Annotated in this window: 13 protein-coding genes; 6 read left to right on the forward strand and 7 right to left on the reverse strand. The window is 71.1% G+C overall.

The window, feature by feature from the left end; genetic code table 11:
- Positions 1–292: 292 nt before the first annotated feature.
- The 4 genes from ABZ374_RS34485 (at position 293) to ABZ374_RS34500 (ending at position 3,949) form a co-directional block, all read left to right on the forward strand.
- A complete protein-coding gene (locus ABZ374_RS34485) occupies positions 293–685 on the forward strand; it encodes an SCO5389 family protein (RefSeq protein WP_360318844.1) in 393 nt (130 codons plus the stop codon).
- 214 nt (positions 686–899) lie between these two features.
- Complete coding sequence (locus ABZ374_RS34490) at positions 900–2,441, forward strand: long-chain-fatty-acid--CoA ligase (RefSeq protein WP_360318847.1); 1,542 nt, start codon at positions 900–902, stop codon at positions 2,439–2,441.
- Complete coding sequence (locus ABZ374_RS34495) at positions 2,438–3,394, forward strand: aldehyde dehydrogenase family protein (RefSeq protein WP_360318850.1); 957 nt, start codon at positions 2,438–2,440, stop codon at positions 3,392–3,394. The genes ABZ374_RS34490 and ABZ374_RS34495 overlap by 4 nt, the downstream gene beginning before the upstream one ends.
- A 90-nt stretch (positions 3,395–3,484) precedes the next feature.
- The gene (locus ABZ374_RS34500; RefSeq protein WP_360318852.1) at positions 3,485–3,949 is read left to right on the forward strand and encodes a hypothetical protein; all 465 of its coding nucleotides are present in this window, start codon (positions 3,485–3,487) and stop codon (positions 3,947–3,949) included.
- On the opposite strand, the gene ABZ374_RS34505 is transcribed toward ABZ374_RS34500, so the two are convergent.
- Together ABZ374_RS34505 and ABZ374_RS34510 are read right to left on the reverse strand one after the other, a co-directional pair.
- Entirely contained in the window at positions 3,933–4,232 is a 300-nt protein-coding gene (locus tag ABZ374_RS34505; RefSeq protein WP_360318855.1) for a hypothetical protein, read from the reverse strand. The two genes, ABZ374_RS34500 and ABZ374_RS34505, sit on opposite strands and share 17 nt — an antisense overlap.
- A 76-nt stretch (positions 4,233–4,308) precedes the next feature.
- A complete protein-coding gene (locus tag ABZ374_RS34510) occupies positions 4,309–6,084 on the reverse strand; it encodes a 3-hydroxybutyryl-CoA dehydrogenase (protein ID WP_360318858.1) in 1,776 nt (591 codons plus the stop codon).
- 332 nt (positions 6,085–6,416) lie between these two features.
- Between ABZ374_RS34510 and ABZ374_RS34515 the strand changes: the two genes are divergently transcribed.
- Positions 6,417–7,424: an LLM class flavin-dependent oxidoreductase gene (locus ABZ374_RS34515; protein ID WP_360318861.1), complete on the forward strand. Its 1,008-nt coding sequence runs from the start codon at positions 6,417–6,419 to the stop codon at positions 7,422–7,424.
- A gap of 182 nt (positions 7,425–7,606) precedes the next feature.
- On the opposite strand, the gene ABZ374_RS34520 is transcribed toward ABZ374_RS34515, so the two are convergent.
- Positions 7,607–10,018, reverse strand: a complete 2,412-nt coding sequence (locus tag ABZ374_RS34520) for a hypothetical protein (RefSeq protein ID WP_360318864.1) — start codon at positions 10,016–10,018, stop codon at positions 7,607–7,609.
- 495 nt (positions 10,019–10,513) lie between these two features.
- On the opposite strand from ABZ374_RS34520, the gene ABZ374_RS34525 reads away from it, so the two are divergent.
- Positions 10,514–13,534, forward strand: coding sequence for a LamG-like jellyroll fold domain-containing protein (locus tag ABZ374_RS34525; RefSeq protein WP_360318867.1), 3,021 nt, complete (start codon positions 10,514–10,516; stop codon positions 13,532–13,534).
- A gap of 105 nt (positions 13,535–13,639) precedes the next feature.
- On the opposite strand, the gene ABZ374_RS34530 is transcribed toward ABZ374_RS34525, so the two are convergent.
- From ABZ374_RS34530 to murA, 4 genes are all read right to left on the reverse strand, one after another.
- A complete protein-coding gene (locus ABZ374_RS34530) occupies positions 13,640–15,742 on the reverse strand; it encodes a protein meaA (RefSeq protein WP_360318870.1) in 2,103 nt (700 codons plus the stop codon).
- Between the two features lie 98 nt (positions 15,743–15,840).
- Positions 15,841–16,263 carry an STAS domain-containing protein gene (locus ABZ374_RS34535; RefSeq protein ID WP_360318873.1) on the reverse strand — a complete coding sequence of 141 codons (423 nt, stop codon included), beginning with the start codon at positions 16,261–16,263 and terminating at the stop codon, positions 15,841–15,843.
- 226 nt (positions 16,264–16,489) lie between these two features.
- On the reverse strand, positions 16,490–17,338 hold the full coding sequence (locus ABZ374_RS34540) for a 3-hydroxyacyl-CoA dehydrogenase family protein (RefSeq protein ID WP_360318875.1): 849 nt from the start codon (positions 17,336–17,338) through the stop codon (positions 16,490–16,492).
- A gap of 110 nt (positions 17,339–17,448) precedes the next feature.
- The gene (gene murA, locus ABZ374_RS34545; RefSeq protein ID WP_360318878.1) at positions 17,449–18,729 is read right to left on the reverse strand and encodes a UDP-N-acetylglucosamine 1-carboxyvinyltransferase; all 1,281 of its coding nucleotides are present in this window, start codon (positions 18,727–18,729) and stop codon (positions 17,449–17,451) included.
- Positions 18,730–18,772 lie beyond the last annotated feature (43 nt).

Consider the following 18,772-nt stretch of genomic DNA (forward strand, 5'->3'; position numbering starts at 1 on the left):
CCCGGCCATCCCACCCGAGCCCCCACGACACGTGTGACGCACCTCATGACGACCCTTGCCCCGGCCGATCCGATACCGCGTGCACGCGTCGGGCCGCAGGCCGTGTTCACCGACCGTTCGCTATGGAGCAACGTGTACCCGATGTCCTACGGTGAGTCAGGAGACGGTGCGGGTCGGGCGGATGGGCGTTCGGGCGTGTCGTGATCGACGCATGGGCGCCAACTGCCAGGTACGAGACACGACCCGAAGCGCCGGGCGGAACTTGCGTACGTCCCGGCCGGAAGGAGCACCCATGTCGCTCGATGTGCCTCCGAAGCTGTTGGAACAGGCCGAACACGGGGACGTGGACGAGGCCGAGTTCGTCGACTGTGTGCGCACCTCACTGCCCTACGCGTGGAATCTCGTCTCCTCGTTGGTGACGCAACTCCAGGTGGACGGCGGTCCGTTCGCGGACAACCAGGTGCCGCCCGGCACCGAGGCCGAGCGCGGGCAACTGTTGCGCGCATTGGCCTCGGACGCGATCCGGGGCTCGATGGAACGGCATTTCGGGGTCCGGCTCGCGTTCCAGAACTGCCACCGGGTCGCGGTCTTCCCGGTCGAGGGTCTGGACGCGGACCGGTACGCCAAGTTCACCTCGATCCGAGGCCAACTGCTCAACCAGTCACCGACCCTGCGCGACTGCTGACACCGAGCGCGACCCTTCGGCGGCGCGGGCGGGCCTGACGGCGTGCCCGCGCCTTCGCATCCGGGCGTCCGCGCCATCCGCGCCTCCGCACCATCCGCGCGCCCGCACCGTCCAGGCATCCACACCGCCCCGCACACCCACACGCGTCCGGGCGGATCGCCCGCCCGCGCACACCCCTGAGCCCCTCCCTCCCCTCCCCCGCGAGGAGCAGCCCATGGGCATCACCCAGCCATTGCACCGATGGGCCCAACAAACCCCCACGCGCCGGGCCGTGATCGACGGCGACGCGGGCCGCACGTTCCACGAACTGCGCGAGCGGGTGGCCCGGTTCGCCGGCGCCCTGCACGGGCTCGGCGTCCGCGCGGACGACCGGGTCGCGATCCTGGCCCTGAACTCCGCCCGCTACCTGGAGTGCCTGAGCGCGATCCCCTGGGCCGGCGGCGTACTGAACCCGGTGAACATCCGCTGGAGCACGGCCGAGATCGCCTTCTCCCTGGACGACTCGCAGTCCCGCGTGCTGATCGTCGACGACGCGTTCGCGGCTCTGGTGCCCGCGTTGCGCGCCGCCTCGTCGAGCGTGCGCGAGGTCGTGCACCTGACCGACGCGCCCACCGGACCCGGGATGCACGACTACGAGGCACTGCTCGCCGCGGCCGAGCCGATCCCGGACGCCGATCGCGGCGGCGCCGACCCGGCCGGGATCTTCTACACCGGCGGGACCACCGGATTCCCCAAGGGCGTGATGCTCTCGCACGCCAACGTGCTCACCTCCGCGATGGGCGGCCTGCTCGCCACCGCCCCCTACCGGGTCGCGCCGGACGCCCGTGTCCTGCACGCGGCCCCGCTGTTCCACATCGCCGGGTTCGGGGTGTGGCTGATGAACTCGATCGTCGGCACCCCACAGGCGGTCCTGCCGTTGTTCGACCCCGAGCAGGTCGCCGCGACCATCCAACGCGAACGGGTCACCGAGATCTTCCTGGCCCCGACCATGGTGCAAATGATGCTGGAGCACCCGAAGTTCGCCGGGTACGACCTGTCCACGCTGCGACTGCTCACCTACGGCGCGTCGCCGATCACCGCCACGCTGCTGGGCCGGGTGCTCGAAGCGCTGCCGGACACGGCCCTGATCCAGGCCTACGGCCAGACCGAACTATCCCCGCTGGCCACGCTGTTGTTGCCGCAGGACCATCTGGACGCGGACCCGGTGAAGCTGCGCTCGGCCGGCCGGCCGTGCCACCACGCGGAGGTACGGGTCGTCGGCCCGGACGAGCGGGAACTCGCGCGCGGCGAGGTCGGCGAGATCGTCTCGCGCGGGGACCACGTGATGCTGGGGTATTGGAATCGGCCGGAAGAGACCGGACAGGCGCTGCGCGGCGGCTGGATGCACACCGGCGACCTGGGCTTCATGGACGCGGAGGGCTATCTGACCGTGGTCGATCGGCTCAAGGACATGATCGTCACCGGCGCGGAGAACGTGTACAGCGCCGAGGTCGAGAACGCGGTCAACGCCCACCCGGACGTGGCGGGCTGCGCCGTGATCGGCCTGCCCGACCCCGAGTGGGGCGAGCGGGTGCACGCCGTCGTGGTGCCGCATCCGGGCCGCGAGCTGACGGCCGAGTCGCTCCGGGCCCACGTGAAGACGTTGATCGCCGGCTACAAGGCGCCCAGGAGCGTCGAGTTCGTCGAGGCGCTGCCGCTGACCGCGGCCGGCAAGGTGCAGAAGTCGGTGTTGCGAGAGAGGACGAACCAGCCGTGACCACGACCGTGGAGACCTTCGCCTCGTTCGACCCGGCGACCGGCAAGGAGTTGGCCCGCTACCCGATCCACGACGCCGGGCAGGTGCGCGCGGCGGTGGACCGGGCCCGGGTCGGCGGCACCTGGTGGGCCGGCCTGGCGCCCGCCGAGCGGCGCCGCCGGATGCGCGCCTGGGCCGCCGAACTCGTGCGCACCCGCCACACGTTGGCCGCGCTGATCCACGACGAGACCGGCAAACCGCACGACGACGCGTTCCTGGAGCTGCTGTTGGGCCTGGAGCACATCGCCTGGGCGTCGGCGCACGCCGCCCGTGTGTTGCGCCGGCGTCGCCTGCCCAGTGGCCTGGCGATGGCCAACCACGCGGCGTACGTGGAGTATCGGCCGTTCGGTGTGGTCGGCGTGATCGGACCGTGGAACTACCCGGTGTTCACCCCGCTGGGCTCGATCGCCTACGCCCTCGCGGCGGGCAACACGGTGTTGTTCAAGCCGAGCGAACACACCTCGGGGGTGGGGGTGTTCCTGGCCGACGCGTTCGCCCGGGCCAATCCGGACGCGATGGCGGGCGTGTTCGAGGTGGTCACCGGCGGCGGCTCGACGGGTGCCGCGCTGTGCGGGGCCGGCGTGGACAAGCTGGCCTTCACCGGCTCGGGTGCCACCGGCACGCGGGTGATGACCGCGTGTGCGCGCACCCTCACGCCCGTGCTGATGGAGTGCGGCGGCAAGGACGCGGTGATCGCCTTCGCGAGCATCCCGGCGTTGCCGTTCGGCGGAGTCGGCGCGAGCGGTTTCGGGCGCATCCACGGCGCGGACGGGCTGCGCGAGTTCGCCCGGCCGCAGTCGATCACCCGGCGCTTGTTCCGGACACCGATCGAGCCCACATCGTTCGCCCGCACCCGGGGCACCATGAAGCTGCTCGACCGCTACGTCGCCCTGCGCTTCGGACGACGAGCCTGAGTGCGGCGACCGGACCGACCCGTCCGACGCACACCCGACGGTCGAACGTACTCTCGACAAACCCACGGCCGGCGGGCACGATCGCGGCTTATGACGTTGACCCGGGGGATCGTGACGTACGCGGCCGTGGTGACCTTGAGCATCGAGGCGCTGGCGGCGAGCATCGGCTGTGGTGTGGTCGCGCCGATCGTGTTCCTGAATGTCCTGGCCGACCGGTACGGCGACCGACCCGAGGGCCGACAGGCCATCGCGGGCACCGTCGGTGTCACCTTCCTCGTCCTGCTCGCCCTGGTGATCACGATCTGGTCGATCTGGGCGGTGAGCAACCTGCGCGACCGGCTGCGCACCGGCTCGACCTCCCGGGTCGGCCTGATCGGCGCGGCCGGGATGCATGTGGCGGCTTCGGCGGTCGCGCTGCTCTTCCCGCTCGTGCTCGCGGCGACCCTGCCCATCCTGGCGCTGCTGCTCGCGGCGACGCTGGCGACCCGACCCCGGCGGCCGGCCGGTCGACGCATGGCCACGGGGCGGGACCGGGCGTCTACCGTCGCCGGGTGATCCGTCGTTGCCCGCGGCTGTTCCAGCACGGGCGATGCCAGTGCCGACGCTCTTCGACCCGGCCGTCCGCGGACCACGCGACCAGGTGCGGCACACCCGGCGGGATCTCGTGGTCGCACCCGGGGCAACGATAGGTCTTGGTCGCCGCCTGACCGCTGATCGGACGCACCAGCCACTCCCCGTCCGCCCCCGACTCGCGCTCCTCGAAGCCGAGGCTGGGGTCGCGGGGCTCGTCCCGGTCGACGATCCGGGAGCGGCTGGTGGGCTTGTTACGACGCGGCACACAAAAAGGGTACGGGTGCACGTGGTGCGTGCGCCCGTACCCCTCTCGTACTACTGCCCCCGACCGGTCCGCCCGCCTACCGCTTCGCGTAGTCCCGGAACCCGCGACCGGTCTTGCGGCCGAGGTAGCCCGCCGTGACCAGGTGCTCCAGCAGCGGCACCGGCGACCAGCCCGGCTCGCGGAACTCGGCGAACAGCACCTTCTGGATGGCCAGCGAGACGTCCAGCCCGACCACGTCGAGCAGTTCGAACGGGCCCATCGGGTAGCCGGCGCCCAGCTTGATCGCGGTGTCGATGTCCTCGGCCGTCGCGTAGTTGGCCTGGAGCATGCGCACCGCGTCGTTCAGGTACGGGAACAGCAGCGCGTTGACGATGAAGCCCGCGCGGTCGCCGCAGTCCACCGCGTGCTTGCGGGTCCGACGACAGACCTCGTGGATGGTGGCCACCACGTCGTCCGAGGTGGCGACCGTACGCACCACCTCGACCAGCTTCATCACCGGCGCCGGGTTGAAGAAGTGCATGCCGACCACGTCGCCGGGCCGCGAGGTGGCCACCGCGCAGTCGATCACCGGCAGCGAGGAGGTGGTGGTGGCCAGGATCGCGCCGGGCTTGCAGATCTCGTCGAAGTTCTCGAACAGGGCCTGCTTGACCGACAGTTCCTCGACCACGGCCTCCACGACCAGGTCCGCGAAGGCCAGGTCGTCCAGCCGGGTCGAGCCGGTCACCCGGGCCAGCGCCTCGGCCTTGGCCTCCTCGGTCAGCCGGCCGCGCTGGATCTGCTTGTCCAGCGAGCGCACCAGCGCGGTGCGCACCCGCTCGACCTTCTCCTCGCTGCGCGCGACGTAGACCACGTCGTAGCCGGACTTGGCGAACACCTCGACGATGCCGGTGGCCATCGTCCCGGTGCCCACCACGCCCACCGCACGCACCTCGCGCGCCGTGCCGGCGACCGCCGCGGACTCGCCCGCCTCGGCCACCACGACCGGCGAGCCGGCCTGCTCGTAGGTGTAGAAGCCACGACCGCTCTTGCGCCCGAGCAGCCCCGCGGTACGCATCTGCTTGAGGATCGGCGCGGGCGCGTGCAGGCGATCGCGCGACTGGCGATACATCTGCTCCAGGATCTCGTACGCGGTGTCGATCCCGACCAGGTCGAGCACCGCGAGCGGACCCATCGGCAGACCGCAGCCGAAGCGCATCGCAGCGTCGATGTCCTCGCGCGTGGCGTACTTCTGCTCGTACATCGACGCCGCGTGGTTGAGGTACGCGAACAGCAGCCCGTTGGCGATGAACCCGGCCCGGTCGCCGGCCACCACCGGCGACTTGCCCAGCCGCTCGGCGAGCGCGACCACGTCGGCGAGCACCTCGGGTTCGGTGACCACCGTGCGGACCACCTCGACCAGCTTCATCACCGGCGCGGGGTTGAAGAAGTGCAGCCCCACCACGTGCGAGGAGCGCGCGGTGGACACCGACAGCTCGGTGACCGACAGTGAGGAGGTGTTGGTGGCCAGGATGGTGTCCGGACCACAGATCTTGTCGAGCCGAGCGAAGAGTTCCTGCTTCTGCTCGAGCTGCTCGGGTATCGCCTCCAGGACGAGGTCCGCCGCGGCCACCGAGTTCAGGTCGGTGCCCAGGGTGATGCGCTCGAAGATGTCTCGCTGCTGGTCCTCGGTCAGCTTCCCACGCGCCGCCGCGCGGGCGGTCGACTCGGCGATCCGGGCCCGGCCGCGCGCGATGGCCTCGTCGGAGACGTCCACGCCCACGACGGTGAGTCCCGCCCGGGCCAGGACCTCGACGATGCCGGCACCCATGGTGCCCAGGCCGACCACACCGACCGTGCTGATGTCACGGGTCATCTGCTGTGCTCCTCGCTGCTGAAATGGCGTCTCCCGAACGGGAGTACGCCTTGGTTACTGCGAAGTAGTACCGCGGGGTTCCAGGAGTATGGCAGCCCCTGTGAGACAGGCACAGGCCGGTGGGATGTGCCGTTCGCCTCGGTCCGTCCCGAATATCTGTTCGGGTGGATGATCGAGTGTTCCCGTCGACGATCGGGCGCGGGTGCCGTCCTGTCGATAGCCGCCCGGTCGGGTGGAAAACCATCAGTGGTGAAGGATTACCTCCGAGGTCCTTCGAGCGTTGTGTTGTCTGTGGCCGCAGGGCCGACGGGAACACGGACAAGGAGGACGCGATGAAGTTGGGCATCTTCCTGCTGGCGGCACAGTTCGACGCGGGCGATCACGGTGAGGTGCTCACCGGTGCCATGGACGCGGGAATCGCCGCGGAGGAGGCCGGGTTCGACGAGGCGTGGATCGCCGAACACCATTTCGTGCCGTATGGGTTGTGCCCGTCGGCGGTCACCTTCGCCTCCATGCTACTGGGGCGTACGCACCGAATCGGGGTGGGTACGGCCATCAGCGTGCTGTCCGACCAGCACCCGGTGGCGCTCGGTGAGCAGACCGCCCTGCTGGACCAGCTCTCCGGCGGCCGATTCACCCTGGGCGTCGGGCGCGGCGGGCCGTGGGTGGACCTGGAGGTCTTCGGCACCGGGCTGCGCCGGTACGACGAGGCATTCCCCGAATCGCTGGACCTGCTGATGCGCTGGCTCACCCACCAGCGGGTGGGCGCCGAGGGCGAACACTTCGCGTTCCGCAAGGTGCCCGTGGTGCCGCGCCCGCGCACCTACCCGCACCCGCCGGTGATCGTCGCCTGCACCTCCCGCGAGAGCGCCTCGTTGGCCGCCCGACACGGCCTGCCGATGTTGCTGGGCATGCACGCCGACGACGCGGAGAAGGCCGCGATGGTCCGCACCTACGAATGCGCCGCGTCCGCGTGCGGCCGGGACCCCAACGCGGTCGAGCACGCCGCCGCGAGTGTCGCCTACGTCGCGGACACCTGCCGCGAGGCCACCGACACCCTGCGTCGCGCGATGCCCAGGTGGCTGCGCCGGGGCCTGTCCGCGCACGTGACCGCCGACGACCGGCAACGCCACATGCGCGACCCGGCCGAGTACACCGACTTCCTGTGCCGCATCCACCCCGTCGGCTCCCCCACCGACTGCGTCCGCCGCCTCACCCGCACCGCCGAACGCACCGGCATCAACCGTTTTCTCCTGTTCACCGAAGGCGCGGGAGCCCCGTCGATGACCCTGGAGAACGTGCACCGCTTCGGCAAGGAAGTACTCCCGGCCCTGCACTGACCCGGCCCATCCCCCGAGCCCACCACCGACCCGAACCACCGTCGTGTTCGTCTTCGCGTTCGGCGTGCCGTCCCCCGGCTGCCGCCGAACGTGGACCGGCCGTCCCGCGTGGCGTCGGCGATCCTCGATCGGCGTCGGGTTCCGGCCGCGGGGTTCGCCGCCGGCTCGGGGGATGAGCCGGCTCAGGTGCCTCCGCCGTCCGCCGGGGCTTGGATCGGGGCCGAGGCGGAGGTGGTCGACGCGGGCGAGCTCGGCGGCGGTGCCGAGGTCGTCGCCGGTGCCGAGCTGCCGGTGTGAGACGGGGAGTTGGCCGGGCTCGACGAGCGCGGCGAGTTGGCCGGTGCCGAAGCGGTGGCCGAGCTCGACGACCGCGGCGTGCTGCCGGTCGTCGTCGTCGCGGCACCCGTCGAGCCGGGTTTGTGGCTGCCGGTCGGCGGAGCCGGCTTGTCCCGGTCGGACTTGGGTTCGGCCTCGACGCCTCGGTTGGGCGTGTTCGGGTCGTACGCCGCCGAGCCGGTGGAGCCCACCGGGCGGCGGTGGTCCTCCTTGTCCGGCGAGTCCGAACCCATCGCGACCACCGCGGCCAGGGTGACCACCAGGACCACGGCCGCGCCCGCCGTCATCAACACGCCGCGTCGGCCGATCCCGCCGCGCGTCACGCCGGCCGCGCCCTCGGTGGTCGCCGCCGCCACCCGGTCGCCGCCGGCCAGGGCCAACACCCGGCGGTCCGCCGCGAGGCCGCGCTTGTCCGAACCGACGTCGCGCATCCGGGTGGCCGCGACCGCCTCTTCGCGCGCGCCCCGCGGATCGCCCGTGCACAGCGCCAGGATGGCCAACTCGTGCCGGAACCAGGCGTGATCGGACGCCGCCGCGGCACCCGCGTCGCGCGCCGAGGACAGGCCCAGGTCGAGCACCTCGCCCCAGGCGTCCCAGCGGGCCGAGGCGCCGAACGCGGGCGCCGAGGCCCGGGCCAACGAACGCGCCGAACCGGCCTTGCCCAGCCGCTCGGACTCGCGCAGGCAGGCCAGGATCGTGTCCGCCTCACGGGCAATCTCGGCGGGAGTGACCGAGGGGTGCGAGACCCACCAGGTGAAGTGCTGTATCGCCGCGACCGCCCACGAGGACGGTCCGCGCACGATCGCCGCGATCGCCTCGGCGGTGCCCCCGGTGAGCCGATATCGGCCGAACTCGCATGTCGCCAGCCCGGCTTCGACCAGCTCGTCGGCGGCGCCCACCGCGTCCACCGCGCCGGTCAGGGCCGGCAGGTGTACCGGGTCCGGCAGTTCGCCGTCCAGGGCCGAGGCCAGTCGCAACACCTGCTGCGCCGACGCGGACACCAGCGGCACCAGGCGGGGTACGAACTGGCGCGGCTCGCCGGGCGAGGGCAGCTCGCCCGACCCGTCCGCCGCGCCGTCGTCGAGCAGCCCGTAGCCGGACCGCCCGCGCTCGCGCCGCGCGAGCAACGCGCCGGCCTGGACGAACCGCCCCGGATGGCCGCCGACCTGGAACCACAACGCCGAGGCCCAGGCGAGTTCCTCGTCGTCGAGTTCGCGCCCGGCGGCACGACGCAGCAGATCGAAGCACGCCTCCTGGGGAAGACCGCCCAGGGTAATCTCGTGCAGCGGCGAATCCCGGCGCACGATCGGATCCACCACCTCCGGACCGGCCACCAGGAACGCGCATTCCGGCGCCATCCGCAGGAGCTCGGACAGGTCGTCCTGACCCAGCGCCAGGTCGTCCACGACCACGAGCGCGGCCGGCTCGGCCAGGAGCCCGGCCAGTTGCTCACGGGTGGGTCGATACGCCGGGCCGGCGAAGCACGCGTCGTGCAGTTGCTGCAACAGGTCGTCCAGGCCGCGGCGCCGCCCGTCGAGCAGGATCACCCCGTCCGGCGCGCCCGCGGGATCGAGCGCGGCGAGGTAGCGCAGCAGGGTGCTGCGTCCGCTCGACGACGGGCCGCCGATCCGGACCGACGTGCCGCGCTGCAACAGGCCGGTCAGCTCGGCGATCTCCACCCCCCGGCCCAGCGGCGGCAGGTCGGTCGCGGGCACCGAACCGGGCAGCCTGGACGGCCGCGGCGGCCGCGCTCCGGCGGACAGCGGCGCGACGTCGGTGCCGTCCACCCCGCCGAAGGTGAGGAGCAGGTCGCCGGCGACCAGTTGCAGCACCCCCGGCCCGGACTCGCCGGCCCCGCTGCGATCGGCCGCCGGGTCCGACCATTCGTCGTCGAGCCGGATCGGCTCGCCCCGACCGATCCGAGGCTCGGACGAAGACGGAAACGAAGGCGCGGCAGGAGGCACGGACGAAGGCGCGGACGACTCGGCGGCGGCCCCGGCCCAGTCCCCGAACTCCGGCACGGACGGCTCGAACGCGGCCCCCGAGCCACCCGGCCCGCCCTGCGCCGACCCGGCCCCGGCCCTCGGACGCGGCCCGAACAACTCGTCCAGATAGGCGTCGTCACCCCAGAACTCGCCGAAGGAGTCCATCGCATCGCCGGCGGAATCCGTGCGCGCGTCGGCCGGGGTCCCGAGCGGATCGTCCTCGAAGCTCTTTTCCCCGTCTTCTTCCGGCCGTTCCCTGCCGACGCCGTTCATGCCACTCCCTGTGCTCCCCGTCGTGGTTCCTCGACGCGCCGGTGCGGCCGGGGACAAGTCCGGGCACTCGGGGGCGGAAACCGGTGATCAGTGTGCCGGGCGCGGCCGGCACACCGATACCCGGCGCCGGGTTCGTGACAAGATCGTTGAGCACCGACGCGTCGAGCAGCGGGGCGGCCGACCACGGGCTGCGCGCACCCCCGCCGCACCGCATCCCACCCTGCCACCTCCTGCCGTCGAGCGGACCGGGTCCGGGCCGACCTTCGCTCCCTCTTCACAACACAACGCGCGCGCCTTCGAGTGGTCACGGGACGATCCTGTCGAGCCGGTCCCGAGGGCACCCGGGCTTGTCGAAAAGTCGGTGTATACCCGCCGAGTCGCCCTATGGTGCACAAGTGACGCCACAACGGTCCGGCGCACAGGGGGAACAGGGGGACATACATGTCCGGTTCCATCATGTCCGGTTCCATACGATTGCGATGTACGGGACGGCGGGTGAGCCGGCACAGGACCCGACTCGCCTGCGCCGCCGCGCTGCTCGCCTCATTGGCACTGTCGATACCCTCGGCCGGCGCATCGCCGGCCTCATCCGCCGTCGTCTCCGACGCATCCGCGCGGCCGCCCGGTCCGGAGCTGTTCGGCTCGGCACCCAGCGCGCGTGCCGGCTCCGCACAGGCCGCCGCGGTGCCGCCGAAGTTCTCCGACGATTCGGTACTGACCGGCCTGAGCCAGCCGGTCGACGTGGCCTTCGCCAAGGACGGACGGGTCTTCGTCGCCGAGAAGTCCGGCGTCGTCAAGGTGTTCGACTCGCTCACCGATCCCACGCCCACGGTGTTCACCGATCTGCGGGCGAAGGTGCACAACTTCTGGGACCGCGGCCTGCTCGGCCTGGCCCTGGCCCCGAACTTCCCGACCGATCCGTCGGTCTACGTGATGTACGCGCACGACGCACGCCCCGGTGGTTCGGCCCCCTACTGGGGCACCGCCACCGGCCCGGACGACGGTTGTCCGGACCCGCCCGGCGCACAGGCCAAGGGTTGTCTGATCACCGGCCGGGTCGCCAGGCTGACCGCGACCGGCAACGCCGCGGGCCCGGAGCAGGTGCTGGTCGAGGGCTGGTGCCAGCAGTTCCCGTCGCACGCCACCGGCAGCCTCGCCTTCGGCCCGGACGGCTACCTCTACGCGTCCGCCGGGGACGGCGCCAGCTTCGACTGGGCGGACTACGGCCAAACCGCGGCGAGCGGCCCGATCCCGGGCAAGGATCCGATCCCGGCGAACCCGTGCGCCGACGGGAACAGTCCGGTCGGCACCGTACTGACCGCGCCGACCGCCGAGGGCGGCGCACTGCGGGCGCAGGACTTCCGGACCCCGGGTGACCCGTTCGCGCTCAACGGCAGCATCATCCGAATCGACCCGAACACCGGTGCGGGCGCGCCCGGCAACCCACTCGCGGGCAACGCCGACGCCAACGCCCGCCGTCTGGTGGCGGCCGGCCTGCGCAACCCGTTCCGGTTCGGCTTCCGGCCGGGCACGAACGAGCTGTGGGTGGGCGACGTCGGCTGGGGCACCTGGGAGGAGATCGATCGGCTCACCCCCTCCGGCGGCGCCGTGGCCAACTTCGGCTGGCCCTGCTACGAGGGCTCGGCCCGCCAGGGCGGCTACGAGTCGATCGGCCTGAACCTGTGCAACAACCTGTACGCCGACGGGCCCGGGGCGGTCAAGACGCCCTACTACGCCTACCAGCACAGCGCCGCGGTGGTCCCGGGCGACGGCTGCCCGACCGGCAACGGCTCGGCGATCTCCGGGGTGACCTTCTATACGGGGCAGCGCTACCCGGCCGCGTACCGCAACGCGATGTTCTTCGCCGACCACAGTCGGCGCTGCGTGTGGAGCATGCTGGCCGGTGCCGACGGGCTGCCGGACCCCGCCACCCGCCAACTGTTCGTGAGCAACGCGAACCCGGTCCAGTTGACCACCGGCCCCGAGGGCGACGTGTACTACGTCGGCTTCGAGGACGGCGCGATCCACCGGATCCGCTACACCGGCAGCGCGCCCAACGCGGTCGCCTCGGCCACCCCGACCACCGGCACCACGCCGCTGACCGTGGCGTTCACCGGCTCCGCCTCCACCGATCCGGATCCGGGCGAGACCCTCACCTACGCCTGGGACCTGGACGGTGACGGCGCGTTCGACGACTCGACCGCGGCGAACCCGTCGTACACCTACACCACTCCCGGCACCCGCACCGTCAGACTGCGCGTCACCGACCCGGTGGGCCTGACCGGCGTCTCCGCGCCGATCACCATCTCGGCGGGCAACGCACCGCCGACCCCGGTGATCGACACCCCGGCCGGCACGCTCACCTGGAAGGTCGGCGACCCGATCGCCTTCGGCGGACACGCCACCGACCCGCAGGACGGCGCCATCCCGAGCACCGGCCTGAACTGGCAGATCATCATGCATCACTGCACGACGCCCACCGACTGCCACGAGCATCAGATCACCGGCCAGGTCGGCGCCTCGGGCAGCTTCACGGCGGTCGACCACGAGTATCCGTCGTGGCTCGAACTACGGCTGACCGCCACCGACTCCGGCGGCCTGACCGGGACCACCAGCGTGCGCCTGAACCCGAAGACCGTGGACATCACGCTCGCGTCCGATCCGCCGGGCCTGACCCTGGGCCTGTTCTCCTCACAACGCCCGGCACCGTTCACCAGCACGGTGATCGTGGGCGGCACCTCCTCGATCGCCGCGCCGACGACCCAGGCCCTGAACGGCAAGAACTACGAATTCGTGTCCTGGTCGGACGGCGGCACCGCCGCGCACAACATCACCGCGCCCGCGACGCCGATCACGTTGACCGCCACCTATCGTGAGGTCGACGGCCCGACGCCCGGTCTGATGGCCCAGTACGGCTTCAACGCGTCGAGCGGCACGATCGTCACGGACGACGCCGGCCAGGGCAACAACGGCACCGTCACCGGCGGCACCTGGGTCACCGGCCATTCCGGCAACGCGCTCTCCTTCAACGGCACTTCGTCGATGGTGACGGTGCCGCACAGTGCCCGCCTGACACTCACCACCGGGATGACCCTGGAAGCCTGGGTCAAACCCTCGGCGATCACGAACTGGCGCAGCGTCCTGCTCAAGGAACGCGGAGGCGGCCTGTCCTACGCGCTGTACGCGAACGGCACCGCCGCACCCAACACGTCCATCAACACGACCGGCACCAACAACGACACCTACGCCGACGGCACCGCAGCCCTGGCCACCGGTGCCTGGGCACACCTGGCGGCCACCTACGACGGCACCACGCTGCGTCTGTACGTCAACGGCGTCCAGGTGCAGGCCACCGCCCACACCGGCCCGATCGTGGACCAGGGCGGCGCACTCCACATCGGCGGCAACACCGTCTGGGGTGAGTACTTCGGCGGCCTGATCGACGACGTCCGCATCTACAACCGCCCGCTGACCCCCACCGAGATCACCACCGACATGAACCGCCCGGTCCCGTAACCCAGCCAACCCTCGAACGCCGGCCGGGCGCACATCGCCCGTCCGGCGTTCGAGAACACCCGGCCGGCCGTCCGCGTTCGAGGACGAGCCAGGCCGGGCGAAGCCTCAGCCCGAAGGCACCGCGGCCCCGGCCGCCAGGCCGTTCGCCGCCCGAATCACCTCGACGATCCGCCCCATGATGTCCGTGATCCCGAAGTCCTTCGGCGTAAAGACGGCAGCAACCCCCTGCGACCGCAACACCACTTCGTCGGCGGAGGGAATGATCCCCCCGACGATCACCGGCACATCACCGATCCCCGCGTCGCGCATGCGCGAGAGCACGTCCGGAATCAGCTCCAGATGCGACCCCGACAGGATGGACAGCCCCACGCAGTGCACGTCCTCCTCGACCGCCGCCGCCACGATCTGCTCCGGAGTGAGCCGAATCCCCTGGTAGACCACCTCGAAGCCGACATCGCGCGCCCGCACCGCGATCTGCTCGGCCCCGTTCGAGTGCCCGTCGAGCCCCGGCTTGCCGACCAACAGCCGCAACCGGCCGCCCAGTTCCTCGCCGGTCCGCCGTACGGCACCGCGCACCTCGGTGAGCCCAGCGCCGTCCTGCACGCCGACCACCCCGGACACCCCCGTCGGTGCCCGATACTCGCCGAACTCCTCGCGCAGCGCCTGCGACCACTCGCCCGTGGTCACCCCCGCCCGCACACACGCCAGCGTGGCCGGCATCAGGTTGACCGCCGAGGCGGCCTTCCACGACCGCGCGTCCTCGCGCAGCCGGGCCATCGCCGCGGTCACCGCCTCCGGGTCGCGGTCCGCGCGCCAGGACCGGATCCGCTCGACCGCCGAGCGCTCGGCGTCCGGATCGGCGCTCATGATCGCCGCGTCCAGGTCGGCGGTCAGCGGGTTCTCCTCGGTGGTCTCGAAGCGGTTCACCCCGACCACCACCTCGTCGCCCGCCTCGATCCGGGCCCGCCGGGCGGCGTGCGAGCCGACCAACTGCGACTTCATGTAGCCCGATTCGATCGCCGCGACCGCGCCGCCCATCGCCTGGACCCGGTCGATCTCCGCGCGCGCACCCGCCACCAACTCGGCGACCTTGGCCTCGATCACGTGTGAACCGTTGAAGATGTCGCCGTATTCGAGCAGGTCCGACTCGTAGGCCAAAACCTGCTGGATCCGCAACGACCACTGCTGGTCCCACGGCCGGGGCAGCCCCAGCGCCTCGTTCCAGGCGGGCAACTGCACCGCCCGCGCCCGGGCGTCCTTGGACAGCGTCACGGCCAGCATCTCCAGCACGATGCGCTGGACGTTGTTCTCCGGCTGCGCCTCGGTCAGGCCCAGCGAGTTGACCTGCACGCCGTAGCGGAACCGCCGCTGCTTGGCGTCGCGTACGCCGTAGCGCTCCAGTGTGAGTTCGTCCCACAACTGCACGAACGCCCGCATCTTGCACATCTCTTCGACGAACCGCACCCCGGCGTTGACGAAGAAGGAGATGCGCTGCACCACCTCGCCCATACGATCCGCCGGCACCTGCCCGGAGTCGCGGACCGCGTCCAGCACGGCGATCGCGGTGCACATCGCGTACGCGATCTCCTGCACCGGCGTCGCGCCCGCCTCCTGGAGGTGGTAGCTGCAGATGTTGGTCGGGTTCCACTTGGGGATGTTCGAGACCGTGTACGCGACGGTGTCGGTGATCAGCTTGAGCGAGGGCCCGGGTGGGAAGACGTAGGTCCCGCGCGAGAGGTATTCCTTGATGATGTCGTTCTGCGTGGTGCCGGTGAGCTTGGCGATGTCCGCGCCCTGCTCCTCGGCGACGACCTGGTAGAGCGCGAGCATCCACAGCGCGGTCGCGTTGATCGTCATCGAGGTGTTCATCTCCTCGACGGGGATGCCGTCGAGGAGCGCTCGCATGTCGCCGATGTGCGAGATCGGCACGCCGACCTTGCCGACCTCGCCGCGCGAGAGCACGTGGTCGGGGTCGTAGCCGGTCTGGGTCGGCAGGTCGAAGGCCACCGACAGGCCGGTCTGGCCCTTGGCGAGGTTGCGCCGGTAGAGCGCGTTGGAGGCGGTGGCCGAGGAGTGACCGGCGTAGGTGCGCATCACCCAGGGACGGTCACGCTTGAGCGGCGCGGCCTGCTCGGTCGGCGAGGGCGGACCGGCCGGGGACGGCGTGGCCGGCTGCGAGGGCTGAGCTGAGGGCGTCTGGCTCGCCACGGAATACCTCCGGAGGGTTCCGGACCGACCGGTACTCGGCGACTACCGGCCTGGGCGTGCCCGCTGGTCCGCTGTCACCGCGCCTGGTGCGGCCCTGCTTACCACGGAGTGTACTGACGGGTAACAGCTCCGGACAGGGTGTGTTCGACCACAGCACGCAAGTCGTCGCCGGGCTCGCCTGACACTGTGTCGGCCTGCTCGCACGATCGACCGGCTCGGACCCCGGCGGTTTCGCGGAGGGTGAGGATACGGTGCAATCGAGTCAACACGAGCACCCGGTAGACGTCGGGGTTGACCCCGGCCAGCACGAGGCGACGTTCGCGCCGACCCGCCCGCCGATGCGCGCCGACGATCAGGCCCAGTCCGGTGGTGTCCAGTGCGGGCACCCGGGTGAGGTCGAGAATCAGGTCGCCGTCGCCGTTGTCCAGCGCGTCGTGCAACGCCAGGCGCACATCGGCGGTGGCCCGCACGTCGAGTACGCCCGCCAAGTGCAACTCGCGTGGGTCGCCCCAAACACGCATCGTCTCCTCCTGGGGAATCCGTCCGTTCGATGACGGTTCCGCTTCCCAGAAGAACACCCAAAACCCGATAATCCTCACTCATCACATCGGACTTCACTCGTACAGGTGACGAATCATCAGATGATGCACCGCCCGCGCGCCGCCCATCGGACCAACGGCCGCCCGACGACCGCCTCGTGGGCGTCGAGCCCACGAAACCGGTCGCAAAGCGGCCGTCGCGCCGGACTCAGTACCGGTAGAAACCCTTGCCGGTCTTGCGGCCCAGGTCGCCCGCCGCGACCATGCGGTTGAGCAACTCCGGCGGAGCGAACTTCTCGTCCTTGCTCTCGGCGTAGATGTTGCTCGTCGCGTTGCGCATGATGTCCACGCCGGTCAGGTCGGCGGTGGCCAGCGGCCCCATCGCGTGGCCGAAGCCCAACCTGCAGGCGATGTCGATGTCCTCGGCGGTGGCCACCCCCGCCTCGTACAGCTTCACCGCCTCGACCGTGAGCGCGGTGATCAGCCGAGTGGTCACGAAGCCGGCCACGTCCCGGTTGACCACGATGCACGTCTTGCCCATCGCTTCGGCCAGTTCGCGCGCGGTGGCCAGCGTCGCGTCCGAGGTCTTGAAGCCGCGGACCAGTTCGCACAGGCTCATCAGCGGCACCGGCGAGAAGAAGTGCATGCCCACGACCGACTCGGGTCGGTCGGTGACGGCGGCGATCTCGGTGATCGGGATCGCCGAGGTGTTGCTCGCCAACACCGCGCCGGGCTTGCAGATCCGGTCCAGCTCGGTGAAGACGGCCTGCTTGACCTCGACCTTCTCGAACACCGCCTCGACCACGACGTCCGCGTCCGCGACGGCTTCCAGGTCGGTGGTGCCGGTGATCCGGGCCAGCGCCGCCGAGGCGTCCTCGGCGGTCAGCCTGCCCTTGGCGACGAACTTGTCGTACGAGGCCGCGATCCCGCTCAGCCCGCGCTCCAGGGCGGCGTCGGTGACATCGCGCAGGACGACGTCGTAGCCGGCCTGCGCGGCGCCCTGGGCGATGCCCGAGCCCATGAGCCCGGCCCCGATGACGGCGATCTTGTTGGTCACTGCGCTACCCCTCCAGTACACGAACCCGAACCGACGCCCTGCGGACGTCCCTCGCCCGGGAGCGTAGCCGGACCCTCGAAGACACCGACGCACCCCTACCTGACGACCCGTCAGAAACGCGAGGTACTCTCCGGCTCCGGCTCCCGGACGATCTTCGCGCCGAGCGACTGGAGCTGCACCTCCAGGCCGGTGTAGCCGCGATCGATGTGGTGCACCCCGCTGACCGTGGTGTCCCCGTCGGCCACCAGGCCGGCCAGCACCAGTCCCGCCCCGGCCCGGATGTCCGCGGTCAACACCGGTGCGCCGGAGAGCTGTTCGACTCCACGCACGATCGCGTGGTGTCCGTCGGTACGAATCGAGGCACCCAGCCGGAGCAGTTCCTGCAGGAACACAAAGCGCGCCTCGAAGAGGTTCTCGGTGATCATCGCCGACCCCTCGGCGATCGAGTTCATCGCGGCGAAGAACGGCTGCATGTCGGTGGCGAACCCCGGATACGGCAGGGTGACCACGTCCACGGCCCGGGGCCGCCGGTCCATCACCACCCGGAAGCCGTCCCGCACATGCGACACCTCGGCCCCGGCCAGGGTCAACTTGTCGAGCGCGATCTCCAGATGCTCGGGATGCGCGTTGCGTACCGTCACATCGCCCAGCGTCATCGCGGCGGCGACCGCGAACGTACAGGCCACGATCCGGTCCGGCACCGTGCGATGGCGCACCGGCTTGAGCCCCTCGACGCCCTCGATCTCGATCGTGGACGAACCCGCGCCCTCGATCCGCGCGCCCATCTCGGTGAGCATCGAGCAGATGTCCACGATCTCGGGCTCACGTGCCGCGTTGTCGATCACCGTACGGCCCTGCGCGAGCACCGCGGCCATCAGGATGTTCTCGGTCGCGCCCACGCTCGGGAAGTCGAGCCAGACGGTGGTGCCCTTCAAGCCGTTCGGCGCCTTGGCGATCAGCACACCGTGCGAGTTCTCCACGGTCGCGCCCAGCTTGACCAGGCCCTCGATGTGCATGTCGAGACCGCGCGAGCCGATCGCGTCCCCGCCCGGATAGGCGACGTGCACCTCCCCGCAACGCGCGAGCAGCGGGCCCAACACGCAGATCGACGCGCGCATGCTGCGCACCAGGTCGTAGTCCGCCTCGAAGCGCGGCGCCGCCGGCACATCGATCCGCACCGTCCCGGTGGTCTCCCCCTCGACCTCACAACCCAGCCGCCGCAGCAGCTCGCTCATGATCTCCACGTCGAGGATCCGGGGTGCCTCCTCGAGCACCGTGGTGCCCTCCGCCAGCAGCGCGGCGGCCATCAATTTGAGCGCGCTGTTCTTCGCGCCCGTGATCCGCACCTCGCCGACGAGTCGCTGACCACCTGTCACCCGGAACCTGTCCATCGGAGAATCGTACTGATTCCCGGACCCCGCCACGGACCGCGCC

This window comes from Embleya sp. NPDC005971 (assembly GCF_040629175.1).
GTDB lineage: Bacteria > Actinomycetota > Actinomycetes > Streptomycetales > Streptomycetaceae > Embleya.

What these genes read in the sequence shown, in the direction of transcription:
- ABZ374_RS34510 (WP_360318858.1), bottom strand. Translation starts at nt 6,084, where the DNA reads ATGACCCGTGACATCAGCACGGTCGGTGTGGTCGGCCTGGGCACCATG.
- murA (WP_360318878.1), bottom strand. Translation starts at nt 18,729, where the DNA reads ATGGACAGGTTCCGGGTGACAGGTGGTCAGCGACTCGTCGGCGAGGTG.
- ABZ374_RS34520 (WP_360318864.1), bottom strand. Translation starts at nt 10,018, where the DNA reads ATGAACGGCGTCGGCAGGGAACGGCCGGAAGAAGACGGGGAAAAGAGC.
- ABZ374_RS34515 (WP_360318861.1), top strand. Translation starts at nt 6,417, where the DNA reads ATGAAGTTGGGCATCTTCCTGCTGGCGGCACAGTTCGACGCGGGCGAT.
- ABZ374_RS34485 (WP_360318844.1), top strand. Translation starts at nt 293, where the DNA reads ATGTCGCTCGATGTGCCTCCGAAGCTGTTGGAACAGGCCGAACACGGG.
- ABZ374_RS34500 (WP_360318852.1), top strand. Translation starts at nt 3,485, where the DNA reads ATGACGTTGACCCGGGGGATCGTGACGTACGCGGCCGTGGTGACCTTG.
- ABZ374_RS34490 (WP_360318847.1), top strand. Translation starts at nt 900, where the DNA reads ATGGGCATCACCCAGCCATTGCACCGATGGGCCCAACAAACCCCCACG.
- ABZ374_RS34535 (WP_360318873.1), bottom strand. Translation starts at nt 16,263, where the DNA reads ATGCGTGTTTGGGGCGACCCACGCGAGTTGCACTTGGCGGGCGTACTC.